The 12,562-nt window shown below is 73.7% G+C and carries 10 protein-coding genes; 5 read left to right on the forward strand and 5 right to left on the reverse strand.

The annotated features are described in order from the left end of the window. The first annotated feature begins 311 nt into the window (after window positions 1–311). Window positions 312–539 carry a hypothetical protein gene (locus ACIPYS_RS20645; protein ID WP_400747836.1) on the forward strand — a complete coding sequence of 76 codons (228 nt, stop codon included), beginning with the start codon at window positions 312–314 and terminating at the stop codon, window positions 537–539. 366 nt (window positions 540–905) lie between these two features. On the opposite strand, the gene ACIPYS_RS20650 is transcribed toward ACIPYS_RS20645, so the two are convergent. Together ACIPYS_RS20650 and ACIPYS_RS20655 are read right to left on the reverse strand one after the other, a co-directional pair. Continuing rightward, complete coding sequence (locus ACIPYS_RS20650; protein WP_400747838.1) at window positions 906–1,256, reverse strand: hypothetical protein; 351 nt, start codon at window positions 1,254–1,256, stop codon at window positions 906–908. A gap of 14 nt (window positions 1,257–1,270) precedes the next feature. Further along, a complete protein-coding gene (locus ACIPYS_RS20655; RefSeq protein WP_400747840.1) occupies window positions 1,271–3,082 on the reverse strand; it encodes a CocE/NonD family hydrolase in 1,812 nt (603 codons plus the stop codon). A gap of 350 nt (window positions 3,083–3,432) precedes the next feature. On the opposite strand from ACIPYS_RS20655, the gene ACIPYS_RS20660 reads away from it, so the two are divergent. The 3 genes from ACIPYS_RS20660 to ACIPYS_RS20670 all read left to right on the forward strand — a co-directional run bounded on the left by ACIPYS_RS20660 (window position 3,433) and on the right by ACIPYS_RS20670 (window position 5,509). Next, a complete protein-coding gene (locus tag ACIPYS_RS20660) occupies window positions 3,433–3,621 on the forward strand; it encodes a hypothetical protein (RefSeq protein ID WP_093864287.1) in 189 nt (62 codons plus the stop codon). Between the two features lie 403 nt (window positions 3,622–4,024). After that, window positions 4,025–4,462, forward strand: coding sequence for a peptidase inhibitor family I36 protein (locus ACIPYS_RS20665; protein WP_093864288.1), 438 nt, complete (start codon window positions 4,025–4,027; stop codon window positions 4,460–4,462). Between the two features lie 81 nt (window positions 4,463–4,543). Then, window positions 4,544–5,509 (forward strand): hypothetical protein, encoded by a 966-nt coding sequence (locus tag ACIPYS_RS20670; RefSeq protein ID WP_400747843.1) that lies wholly within the window; start codon window positions 4,544–4,546, stop codon window positions 5,507–5,509. Window positions 5,510–5,594: 85 nt separating this feature from the next. Here the strand turns inward: ACIPYS_RS20670 and ACIPYS_RS20675 are convergent, their stop codons facing one another. The 3 genes from ACIPYS_RS20675 to ACIPYS_RS20685 all read right to left on the reverse strand — a co-directional run bounded on the left by ACIPYS_RS20675 (window position 5,595) and on the right by ACIPYS_RS20685 (window position 10,211). After that, window positions 5,595–7,244, reverse strand: coding sequence for a hypothetical protein (locus ACIPYS_RS20675; protein WP_400747845.1), 1,650 nt, complete (start codon window positions 7,242–7,244; stop codon window positions 5,595–5,597). 523 nt (window positions 7,245–7,767) lie between these two features. After that, window positions 7,768–8,874: an aminotransferase class I/II-fold pyridoxal phosphate-dependent enzyme gene (locus ACIPYS_RS20680; RefSeq protein WP_400747847.1), complete on the reverse strand. Its 1,107-nt coding sequence runs from the start codon at window positions 8,872–8,874 to the stop codon at window positions 7,768–7,770. Further along, window positions 8,871–10,211, reverse strand: coding sequence for a radical SAM protein (locus tag ACIPYS_RS20685; protein WP_400747849.1), 1,341 nt, complete (start codon window positions 10,209–10,211; stop codon window positions 8,871–8,873). The genes ACIPYS_RS20680 and ACIPYS_RS20685 overlap by 4 nt, the downstream gene beginning before the upstream one ends. A gap of 256 nt (window positions 10,212–10,467) precedes the next feature. Between ACIPYS_RS20685 and ACIPYS_RS20690 the strand changes: the two genes are divergently transcribed. Next, window positions 10,468–12,009, forward strand: coding sequence for an alpha/beta hydrolase (locus tag ACIPYS_RS20690; protein WP_400747851.1), 1,542 nt, complete (start codon window positions 10,468–10,470; stop codon window positions 12,007–12,009). The last annotated feature ends 553 nt before the right edge of the window (window positions 12,010–12,562 follow it).

A 12,562-nucleotide genomic window follows, 5' to 3' on the forward strand; every position in this document is an offset into this window, starting at 1 on the left:
CTGCAGACACTCTTCGGTTGCGAACGGACCTGACTTGAGCGCGCTCCCGCCGACGGGACCGTGGTTCGTCGGACTGTCGGTGTGCGGACCGCCGGCCCTGCAGGAGCGGAGGTTCGGCACTTTCCCCCGGTGCGGTGGTCAGCTCCGCGCGCTGCCCGGCGGACGGCGTCGGGTTCACCCGCCGGTGCGGGAAGTCGCACCGATGCGCACCGAACCACGGGGCGGGTACCGGGTGGGGTGCGACACCGAGGGCACCGGATCACGCTGCTTCTGTGAGCATGTCCGCACGCTGGGTGAAAGGGACGAGTGCCATGTCCAAGCGGGACGACTACGCCGAGTTCCGTGCCGGGATCGACCGGCAGCCCTCCGAGAAGGAGCAGCGGGAGCGGGAGGAGTACGGCAGGCAGGTCCGTGAAGCCGAGGCCCAGGCAGACCCGAACGCACCCGCCACGGCCGTCGCGGTGGAGGGCGACGTCCAGATCGATCCCGAAGCGTGGAAGCTCGCGGCTGGCGCAGGAGGCGGGAGCCAGGACGGGTGAGGCGTCGAGGGGTGGCTGACAATTGATCTTGTGGCAGGCCGGGACGGGTTGACGGGCGGGGAGCGGGAGAAGCCGAGGAAGGCCGCCCGGTGGGACGAGTGCGTGGCCCGGTGGACCGCACCGCGATCACCGGCCGCCGTGGCGGGCGCCCCGGCGGCCGGTGCCGGAACCCTCGCCGACGGTGTGCTCGGTCCGGTCGGCGGCGCGAGCGCGGGCACGGTGGTGTGCGGCTTCCGAGCGGCCGGAGCGCCGCGAGCCGGGTCCGCCGACGGACGCGGTGAGCGCCGCCGCCGTCGCGTCGTACCCGCGGGTGCCGGCCGCGAGAGCGACCGGCACCCGCGGGTACGCACTGTGCGGGGCCGACCGTCACGGACACCGGGCCGAGCCGGCCGAAGGTGGCCTTGACCGGTGTGCCGGGCGGGAGGGCGACGGCGCCGGAGAGGACGACCTGCCCGGCGTCGATGTCGGGGCGATGAACCGCCGCGCGTCCACGGAGGAGCCGTCGGTGAGCATCGTCCGGTCCGTGAGGTACCCGAAGTCGGGCTGGTCGATTCCGAACATCCGCTGGATCGCCTCGCTGGTGGCGCCGATCTTGAGGCCGACGAGCGCCGCGCCGTCGGCCGTCTCCCGGGCCCGCAGCTCGGCCTGCACAGCGTGGGCGTCCCGGACCGTGAGTTCCGGGAGGGCAGATGCGGTGCGCCGCACTCGTCCGTTCACGCGACCCGATGCGCTCAGCCGAGGGGCAGTTGGAGGACGGCCTCCTCGCCGCTGGTGGAGGTGACGGTGATTCTGCTGTCCTGCTGCCCGGTGAAGGCGTAGAGCTGGTCGCGACTGTTGACGACCAGGACGAGGCGGTGGCCGTCGGCGAGGTCGTAGGCGGTGGGCTGGAGTGCCCAGTGGACGGTGCGCTCGGTGCCGGGGGTCAGGTCGGTGGCGGTGAAGGGCTCGTGGGTGACGATCCGGGCGGTGCCGTCCGGGGCGGCGTCGAAGAGGTAGGCGACCAGGGTCGCGGCGTCGCCGGCCTCGACGCGGACGGTGAGCCGGAGGGTGGCGGTGCCGCGGATGCGGCGGCCGCCGGAGAGTTCGGGGGTGGACCAGACCAGCAGCCGGTCGCGCTCGAAACCGGCCGGGTCGTAGGGCTTGGGGGTGCCGGACCACTCCTTCTGGCCGGTCTTCATGATGTCGTCCATGGCGGTGGCGGTGGTCTCGTGGCCGACGGTGAAGGGCCGGCTCCATTCCGTGGCGGGCTTGTCGGACAGGGTGCCGTCGGTGTCGGTGTCGGTGCCGCTCAGGTACCAGGCCTCGGTGGCGGTGGTGGCCGATGCCCAGGAGGGGAGCGGTTCGCGCCGGGCCGGCACGGTGATCCGCCGGCCGATGGGAGTGGGGACGGTCTCGTAGGTGAACATGACCTGGCTGCTGACCACCGGCCAGTCGGCGACCTCGGGGGCCTCGCCGAGCAGGTGGTGGTCGAGCCAGGCGTAGGCCTCGAACATCGGGGCCAGCAGGCCGGGGAAGGGAATGCCAGTCACCACGCCGGTGATGCCGGCGCCTTCCGGGGCGCCGTGGTCGCCGATCCACAGGCTCAGGTGCTTCGGAACGGTGAGCCTCTCGAACACGTCGATGGCCTCGCGCGCGGGGAAGAGGCTCTCGTGCCACGTGTTGGAGTAGAAGGTCGGCACGCCACGGGCGTTGGTGGCGTCGAGGTAGGTCTCCGGGGAGCGGACCGTGCCCCAGGCCACCACGTCGTCCATGTTCCGCCCGGCGAGGAAGTCCTGGAGGATGCGCCAGGTCTCCTCGTCGAACTTCTCCGCCTCCTGGCCCTCCTCGGCCCCGGTGAAGCCGATCAGCAGCTCTGCGGCCTTCTCGTGCCGGGTCCCGTGGTCGTAGAGGCTGGTGGCGAGGTTGCCCCAGGTGCTGAGCGCCGCGACGGTGGCGACCCGGTCCCCCGGGTCGTGCGCGGCGACCAGCTGGCTGATCCCGGATCCGTAGGACAGGCCCATGAACCCGATCTTTCCCGGGGCGAACTGCTCCTGGGCGTGGTCGATCATCTTCGACCCGTCCGACCAGTCGTCCGGCCCGGCGACGCCGATGAACCCGTCGGAGGAGTAGAACTTGCCCGGCTGGCCCATGCCCCGCGGCGTGTACGCCAGCACGTGGTAGCCGCGCGCGGCCAGTGAGAGGTAGCCGACCATGAACGGCAGCCAGCCGTAGGGGTTCCAGCCGGCGGGAACGATCACCACCGGCCGGGGTTCGGCGGAGTTCTGCCGGATCTCGAACACGGACAGGTCGGTGCCCTCCGCGACGCTGACGCGCCGCACGGCGGTCGCGGCGCGGCCGCGGACACCGCCCACGAGCTCCCGCAGCTCCTCGGGGAGCTCGGAGGCCGCGGCGGTGCCCTGGAGGGCGGCGAGCAGCGCCTGCGCGACGGCGAGCACCGCCGGGTTGATGTCGAGACCGGCGCCGCGCCAGATGCCGTTGGCGGCGATGTCGGCGAGTGTCGCGTCGGTGACCGACGGGATCGGCTCTCCGTCATGTGTTGTCATACGAACTGTCCTTTGCTGGTAAGGCAGGGATGCCCCGGAGGGCGCTGTACAGGCGGATCATGGACCAGGGTGTCGGCATCGAAACGGCGGGACGGGCGGACCTACCCGAACGGGTGGAGTTCCGGCCGCCGCGCCGGAGGCGGGGTGGTCGGTGGGGGTTGTCTCCCCGGCCGGCCCACCGGGTGTGCGCCGTTCGGGCCCCACCGGGTGACCGGGGGCCGGGGTGGTCGTCGACCCGGGGAACTGACCCGGGGAACTGACCCGGGGAACGGATCCGGGGAACGGATCCGGGGAACCCGGGGGCCGCGGCACGCCTGGCGGCCGCCTTCGCCGACCCGTCCGTCGGCGCGGTGGCCGGCAACACCAAGGTCGCCAACCGCACCGGGCTGCTGCCGTTGCGGCAGCACCTCGAATACGTCATGAGCTTCGGCCTGGGGCGGGTTCTCCAGGAGGGGGGTCAGCTGTTCGCCGCGTCCGCGGGGCCGACCGCAGTGGCCCGCCCCACCGCTGAGGGACGAGGTCAACTGCCCGGCCGGTGATGAGGGGCAGTCGCGCTCGCCGGTGCTCGAGGGCGCCGCGGGGTCGTGCCGCGGTGCGGCCGGCGGCCGTACGTGGCGACCGCTCCGGTCTCCTGCCCCGGTGCCGGGTGTCCGTCCCCGGTTGTGCCCCGCGAGCGGGCCGGCTTCGGCGCGAGCCTCCGGGAGGCGTCGGCTCCGGTGAGCAGCGCGAACGTCCGGTGAATCCACGACGGCACTGCGGGGCCGAGGGGTGTGGCGGGAACGGGGGGCGGTGGATCGGCCACGGATTGGCTGCAAACCGTGCATACAGCGATGCGGAAGGGGATCTACCGTTCTCCGCCGAGGGGGCCGCTTCCAGCTGCCCTCTCGAGTTCGGGGACCGGATTCCGCACCACTCGATCTGCCCTACGGAGGAGAACTCGACATGTCCGTGAAGAAGACAGCATCCCGCCTCGCCCTCATCGGCGCGACCGTCACGCTCGCGTTCGGCGGCCTGGGCGGCCAGGCCAACGCCAGCGTCGAGAACATCGACAGCTGGGGCTCGTACACCTGCGCTTCCAAGGGCGGTTACTACTGCCTCTGGTACGGCCCCAACCGCGGCGGCGGCGTTTGGAGCAGCAACGTCGTCGCCACCCCCACCATCAGCGGGAACTTCAGCGACGGCAACCCCGTGCGGAACAACGCCGCCTCCGCCGAGAACGCGAGCGCCTGCGACGTCGGCATCTGGGTGTACCCCAACTACATGGGCGACGAGAACTGGCTGAGTCCCAACCGGGGCGGCAACCTCACCCCGTGGCTCAGGAACAACGAGGCGTCGATGGCCCTGGACGACGCCACGCGCGCGTTCTGCCCCACCGTCTGACGATCCGCCCGTGACCAGAGCCTGCCCGTCGGTACGAACACCGGCGGGCAGGCCGTCCCGCGAACCCGAAGGAGAACGGTCGTGACTGCCGCAGCGAGACTCCGCCGAGGGCGGCTTCTGGCACCGGCGCTGCTCGCTCTGGCGGTGGCCGGCTGCTCCGCGGGGCAGGTCGCGTCGCCGTCCGCCCCGGTGCCGCCGTCCGTCCCGGTGCCTCCGCCCGCGACGGTGGCGACCCCCGTGCCCGAACCCTCGCAGGTCGCCGGACTCCGGCTCCCGATCGCGGAGTACATGCTGACGCCCCAGCAGTCGGCCGAACTGAAGTGGCTGAACACCAAGAAGGCCGCTCTCTGCATGAAGGAGTACGGCTTCGACCTGCCGATCGCGCCCGGTCCGGTCGTCTCCGCCTCCGACTCCCTCCTGTTCCGTCGCTACGGCCTGGTCGATCCGGTGAGTGTCGGCACCTGGGGCTACCACCTGCCCAGACGTGACACCGCGACTCCGAGGGCCACGCTCTCCCCGGCGGAGAACGCCCTGTTGCTCGGCCGGGACGCCACGGGCAAGCCGGTGACCAAGTCGAACGGCCGGGCGGTGCCCGTGGGAGGCTGTCAGGGCAGGGCGAACACCGAACTCCGGTCGCTGCAGCCCGGCGGACAGGGCACCGGCGGAGGCGCGTCCCAACTCGCGGCGCAGACCAAGTCCGAGAGCTTCTCCCGCTCGATGGCCGATCCGCGGGTGAAGGAGGTCTTCGGACGCTGGTCGGAGTGCCTGCGCGCCGACGGATTCAGCGCGGCGAACCCGGTCGAGGCCGGAGCGGACCTGCCGTCGGTGAAGGAACCGGAGCCGGACGCCGCGGAGATCCGCATGGCGCAGACCGATGTGGAGTGCAAGGCGCGCACCGACCTGATCGGGATCTGGTTCGCCGTCGAATCCGAGTACCAGAAGGCCGCGATCGCCCAGCAGCCAGAGGCGTTCGCGGCGCTCAAGGCCGAGCGGGACGCGCAAGCCGCCGAACTCGCGCGGCAGATCGCCGCACTGCCCGGCGGCTGAGCGCCGTGACGCTCCCGCTCCTCCGTCGTCGGGCGTTCCCGTGAGCCGGCGGCCCGGTTCTTCGGAGCGGGATCCCCGGACGGTTTCAGCGCGGCAGGACGAACACGGAGCTGCCGGGTTCCCGCAGGGCGGCCGGGTGCTGCGGTGACGCGGGGGGCGGATCGGCGCGTCCGGGAGGAGCAACGAGGAGCTCTCTCCGGCGGGGGTCGGGGAGACCGAGGTCCCGGCTCGTGCCCTGCCGGTACCGGCCGGTGCGGCGGTACCACTGGTTGTCGCCGGCCATCCAGTCCCGCAACGCGGCCAGGTACGCGGTGTGCTCGCCGCCGACCTCCCGTCCGGCGACCCGGGTGAACTCCTGGACCCGCGCCTCGAAGAGCCGGTAGGTCACGTCCACCGCCTGTTGCAGGCTTCCGCCGAGCAGATGGTGGAACGTGTGGACGGCGTTGCAGACCTCCCGCTCCTCGTCGATCTCCTTGCGGTAGGAGTGGATGTCGTTGCGCAGGCCGACGGTGTCGGCGAAGGCGTCCTCCAGGCGTCGCAGAGCCGGGGTCGTGGCGGGGCGGGTGCCGGTGAGGCCGATGGACAGGTCCGTGCCGGCGCTGGCCCGCCGGAACTCCAGGTAGTGGACCGGGTCGGGGACGCGGCCGTGCATCGCCGCGTCGAGTTCCTCCAGGTTGGCCGCCACGAAGTCGGACACGTACCCGGCGAACCGTTCGCGGTGGCCGGCGGTCATCGCCGGAGCGGTGCGGGCCCACAGGTCCGCGAGGGCGTGCTCGACCTGGTTGGCCGGCGGCGGCACCGGTTCGCCGCGCAGGGGCATGAACGACGGCAGCCGTTCGACGAACGCCCGCGCTCCGGCGGGGTCGCGGGGCAGTTTGTAGGCCGTGACGAAGTAGTCGTCCAGGGCGAGCAGGCACACGTCCCACCGGGCGATCGTCGTCAGCCGGTCGGCGGGGGCGTCCGGGTGCGTGAGGGCGGCGAACAGCGGCCAGTCGTCGCTGTCGAAGCTGTGCTCGGTCCAGACGGCCGGTCCGGGCGGAAGCAGTACCGGCGCCAGCAGTGCGACCGAGCGGGCCCAGTCCTTGGCCTCCCGTCGTGCCTGCTCCAGGTGGGGGTTGGTGCGGGCGGGCCAGGGCAGGCCGAAGGGCGGCAGGCGGAAAGGGTACCCGGGCGTGGTCGGGCCCGGGAGGTCGGCGCGGTTGTGCCGTTCGGGGGGATCCTGGTGCGGAGCACGTGGGCTCACCAACCGCACGGCCGAGGTGCCCGGCCCGGTGGGTCCGGTCGGCAGGACGCCGTGACGGCCCTGGCCCGCGACCTGCCGGCGCCGGATCTCGGCGTCACCGGCCAGCCAGTCCCAAAGCCCCTGGTCGGGCCGGCCGCGCTCGAACTCCGCCAGGCGCGCCGCCCGCAGCCGCCGACCGACCGGGACCGCCCGGGACCTGGAGCACCGGAGCAGGCGGGCGAGGGCGCCGAGCGCGTCCGGTCGAACGCTCGGATGGGCCAGGTCCTCCGACAGTGCGGACACGTCCGCGAACGCGTTCGTCACCGGGGAGGAGGCGAACTGACGGCTCGTTCGCTCCACCAGCAGGGCCGCCCAGTGGCGGAACGGGCGCCGGGCCCGGAGGTGGGCCATCAGGTCGGCCTCCACGAGCTCGACGGGTGCCGCTCCCGGATCCCGGAGTTCGGCCACGCGTTCGGCGAAGCGCCGGGACCAGTCGTCGGGACTCCGGGCCACGGTCCTGGCCCACAGGCTGCACCGGGCACGGTTCCGGACGGCGTCCGGGGTGTGCGCCGGTTGGCCGGCCCAGGTGTACCAGGCGGCGAGCAACGCCAGTTCGGCAGCCGGAACATCGGGGTGGCACCACGCGGCCCGCTCCAGGCCGTCGGCGGGCGTCAGCCCGTGCGCGGACGTCCAGCGTCGGTGCTCCGTGCGGACGGATTCGGCCCGGGGATTGCGCCGTGCCGGGGCCGACGGGCACGGAGGTGACGGTGGGGACGGTGGGGACGGCTCGATCCGGGGGAAGGAGGGCTCTGCAAGGTCTCGCATGCCCCCCGCCTACCCATCGGCCGCAGACGGTCTTGGCTCGACGTCCCGCGAAGGCCCGCGCGTGGAGGCGCGGCAGGGGCGCCCACCGTGCAATGCGCGCGCCGTCGGGCGACCGGCGGCAGCGAGGGCTCGAGGGGAGCCTCGGCCCCCGTCCGCCGACCGGGTGTCCTCCGCGGCGACCGCGGGGAGTGTCAGCAGCCGTCAACGGCCGTCACTGGCCGTCAATGGCCGTCAGCGGCGGTCGGGTTCGGGCTCGCCCCCCCCTGAGCTCGTCGTGCGGACGGGGCGCGGGGGGAGTCGGGACCGGAGGCGCCACCGGCGTCGGGCCGAAGGCGTCGGCCAGGCTGGTCAGGACGGAGCCGGACCAGCCGCCGTCCCCGAACACGCCGGCCGGCAGGGCGAGCAGGCCGTACTCGCGCCGGAGAGTCTCTGCGGCCATCTCGACCGGGAAGAAGTAGTTGCCGGGACACGTCCGGCTCGGCATGGGGATCGCCGCCAGCACCTCGTCCGGCAACCGTGCGAACAACCGCTCGGCGCGTGCCGCCAGTTCGTCGACGACCTGCCGGGGCGTGTCGCCGTGCGCGGTCAGCAGGTGGTCGGCGAGCCTCAGCTGCGCCGGCGTCGGCGGGTCCGCCCGGAAGGCCTCGGCCAGGTCGGCCTCCGCGGGACCCAGCAGGACGACGCCGAACGTGCGCGGCCACAGCCATCCCTTGGTGACCGAGTGCAGCAGGACCGCGCGGTCGGTGTCCAGCAGACGTTGCGTACCGGGAGCGAACGGCGCACCCAGGTCGTAGACGGTGTCGATCAGCAGTCGGCGGTGCGGCGACTCCTCCAGCCAGGCGATCACGGCGGTGACCTCCGCAGGGGACAGGTACCGGCCGAGCGGCTTGCTGGGGTTGGTGAGCAGCAGGTACTCGGGCCGGTCGCCCGCCGGGGACCTCGGCAGGGCCGGCGCGGGCAGCGTCGGGTAGGACCCGGGCGCCAGCCCGGCGGCGCGGGCCAGCTCGAAGTAGACCGGGTACACGTCGCCGGGCAACCACAGCCGTGCCCGCACGGCGTGCAGGTGCTGGAACACCACACCGAGCCCGTGGCGGACCCCTCGGCAGACCATGGCGCGGCGGGACCACTCCTGCGGCAGTTCGAACCTCCGCAGCCAGGCCCGGGCGAGATCGCAGCGGTGCACCCTGCCCGTGCCGGTCGGCGGTTCCGGCCGCACAGGGGCGAGCGCCCGGTACACGTTCGTCTCGGCGGTGTCCACGAGCGAGGGTGAAGCACCGAGCTGCCGCTGCCGGAATTCCTGGAACTCGTCGAACCTCATACCGCTGCGCCCTCCGCCACGATCTCGCTGGCCCGGTCCTCGAGGGAGGCGTAGCAGCGTCCGTCGGCCATGACGTTCCAGCTGCGCGCGATCCCGTTGGTGCGTTCCCAGAGCAGACTGGGCTCGGTGTAGGCGGCGATCCGCATCGGTCGGCCGTCCCAGGTGCCGCGGAAGACCGGCGCGCCCCAGGGCAGGCGGCTCGCCGCTTCGAAGCCGTGCTGCGCGGCGAACCGGGTGACGACGGACAGCGAGACCTGGTGTTCCCGGCTCCAGACGTTGGCGGAGCGCTCGAAGTAGAGCGATTCGGTGCTGGTGGAGACGTAGAGCTCCTTGAAGCAGACCTCCTCGACACCGAGGGCGGCGGCCCACGAGAGGTAGTCGGCGACGCCGCTCGCGTCGGCCACGCCGCCGCGCTGGAGCACGCAGATCAGCCTCGTCCGCAGCCTCGGCCAGCGGTCGCGCTCCAGGCGCCAGGTGTCGATCACGGAGCCCACGGGCGTGCGGAGTGCCATCAGCCGCTCGCTGACGGCGTCGTCCTGATGGTGCCTGGAGACCGCCAGCACGCTCAGGCCCGCGTCGCCCAGGGCCGCCAGCCGGTCGGCCCGGTCGGCGTGCCGGCCCTTCGCCAGGGTGTGCGCGTTGGTGATCAGGACGACCTTCGGGAAGGCCGCCGAGCAGGCGGACACCAGCCGCAGCTGCTGTTCGAACGGTATGAGCGTGGGCTCCCCGCCGCCCGTGATCACGGCCCGTTCGGCGCCCGCCGCGCGGGCGCGCTCCAGCCAGTGGCCGACCGCGCCCCACGGGACCCGGGCCGGCGGCTGGTCGCTGGAGATCGAGGCCGCGGAGAAGCAGAACGAGCAGCGGGCCTGGCAGGCGGAGGCGACCGGCAGGACCGAGACCGAGCGGGGTCGCAGGTCGGCGTAGCCGCGCCGGGCCGATGCCTGCAGGTGCAGGGAGGCCGCCATGGCGTCCTCGACGGTCGTCGGGTGCAGCGCGTACTCGTCGTCCACCCGGCCGAGCTCGTGGACGGCCGACAGCCGGATGCGGTCCTCGTGCAGTTCCGTGCCGAGACCGGTCGACACGTTGGGTACCAGCCGTTCCGGGTCCACCGTGGTCTCCAGGACCAGCAACCGGTCACCCGGAACGGCCAGACGTTCCAGCAGGCGTCGTGCCTTGCCGATGCCGATGCCCAGCTCCGCGCGGGTCAGCAGATGGAACCGGTCGGGAAAGGTGCTCTCCGGGATCCCCGCCTTGCCGTAGGCGAATGCGTACTTGTCGAAGCCCTTCGCGAAGTTCGACAGCACGATGACGTGGAAGCGCTGCTCGCTGCTGTTCATCCGGTCATCATGCACGAACGGGTTCCCGCTGATCGTCGCCGCCCCGGGGCCCGGGAGCGGTGCCCGGCGGCACGGGACCGGGTGGTCCCGAAGTAGCAGGCCCGCAGCGGTATTTCGGCGGGGGTGGCCGGTACCGGCGGTGGACGTGCCCGGCCGTCGCGGGCGCCTACGCTCGCCCCGACGGCTCGCCGAGAACCCCGGGGGAGAGATTGTGATCCGCGCCGCCAGGTCGGCCGCCGCTGTGGCGGCGGTTGCCATGACCCTCCTCACCGCGTCGGCCGCACCGGCCCTCGGCGCCGCTGCACCGACCGCCGCCGCGACCACCGCCGATCCGCCGGCCGCCGCGACCGCCGATCCGCTCGCCACCCTCCGCGGCCAACAACCGCCCTGGCACCCCTGCGCGAGCGGCCCGGACGACGCCGACGGCGCCGACCTCGACGCCGCCGGCGCCCGCTGCACCGGGATCACCGTCCCCCTCGACTACCGCCACCCCGGCGGACGCACGCTGAGCATCGCCGTCTCCCGGCTGCCCGCCACCGACCCCGCCCACCGGCTGGGCACCCTGTTCTACAACCCCGGCGGCCCCGGCGTCCCCGCCCGCGCGCTCTCCCTCGCGCTGCGCCGGGCGGCGCCCGACCTCGGCGCCCGCTACGACATCGTCGCCATGGACCCGCGCTTCGTCGGCGCCAGCAGCCCCCTCGACTGCGGCTGGCCGACGTCCGGCCCGGGCGCGGCCGGCCCCGACCGCCTCGGCTTCGACCGCTCCGCCGAGATCGCCAAGGACCTCGCGGCCCGCTGCGCCCCGTACCGGGCCCTGCTGCCGCACGCCTCCACCCGCAACACCGCCCGGGACCTGGACCTGGTGCGCGCCGTGCTCGGCGAGCCGACGATCGCCTACCTCGGTTCGTCCTACGGGAGTTACCTCGGTGAGGTCTACCTCCAGCTGTTCCCCGACCGGGTGGGGCGGGCGGTGTTCGACGCCGCCATGGACCCGGACCGCTTCGGCCCCGACCTGACGGCCACCCAGGGCCCCGCGATGGCGGCCGCGCTCACCGCCTGGGCCGCCTGGGCGGCCGGCCACGACGACCGCCACCACCTGGGGACGACCACCGCCGAGGTCCTGGCCTCGGTCGAGCGGGTGCGCCTGGCCGCCGAACGCGCCCCGCTCGCGGTGGGAGCCCACCGCGTCGACGCGCGGGCGCTGCCGCAGGTGCTGTGGACGGTGTCGGGCGGCGACGACTCCAACGCCTACGAGGAGTTCTCCGCCCTGGCACGCGTCCTGCTCGACGCCGCCGAGGGCCGGCCCGCCCGGCCGACCGAGTTGCTGGAGGCGGTGCTGACCGGCCTGGCGTCGCCCGACACCGGGGGCTCCGCGGCCGTGCAGACCGCGATCATGTGCGCGGACCGCGCCGTGCCGCGCGACCCGCTCGGCTACTACCGCGACATCGAGGCCCACCGCGCCGACGAGCCCCTGTTCGGCCCGCTCACCCGCAACCTCACCCCCTGCACCTTCTGGCCCGCCGGACCCGCCGAGGCGCCCACCCGGGTGCGCAACGCCGTTCCGGTGCTGCTGGTCGGTGCCGACGGAGACCCGGCCGCCACCTACCCCGGCCAGCTCTCCGCCCACCGCGCCCTGACCGGTTCCCGGCTGGTGACCCTGCGCGGGGCGTTCCGCCACACCGTCTACGCGGGCATGTTCGCCCCCCGGGACGCCTGCGTGGACGCGGCCGTCGACCGCTACCTCCTCGACGGCGTCATGCCCGCCCAGGACACCGACTGCCCCGCACCGCGCCCGTAGGACGTGCGCGGGGCCTGAGTCCCGCGGGGGCTGCGACGTCGGGTACGTCACCCCCGGGCCTGTCCCTGTCGGCCGGTACGCGGGGAATCGCGAAGGGCGACCGGGCACGCGCTGACGGTTGCGGCCGGCCACCGGGGGGGCGTGGCCGCGTCCTCGAACACGATGGCCGCGGCGAGGAGTCGCGGGCGACGATCCCTGCGGTGTGTCCGGCGGGCCTGGTCGGGCAGCAGGGGACAGGAGTCGGGAGTGAGGACCGGGGTCGACCCCCCGGTCGCTGGGGATCGCGGGGAAGCCGTCGACGTACATCGCCGGGCTGAACTGTCCACCACCCGCAGCCCGACCCGCGGTCCGCCGGGTCCTGGACCTGCCACCCGGCCGTACGGACCGCGCTGGCACGACCCCGGCTGCGTTGGCCGCGGGACGCGTTTCGTTCCGACACCGCGGCGGCGCCGTGCACGGCCACCTGCGCGAGACGAAGGCTGCGAGCACCCAGGACCGGCCTGCCACCCGGGCGGCGTTCCTGTCCACAGCGACAAATCCCGCCGCGTACGTG

It is taken from the genome of Kitasatospora sp. NPDC089913, from assembly GCF_044748625.1.
GTDB lineage: Bacteria > Actinomycetota > Actinomycetes > Streptomycetales > Streptomycetaceae > Kitasatospora.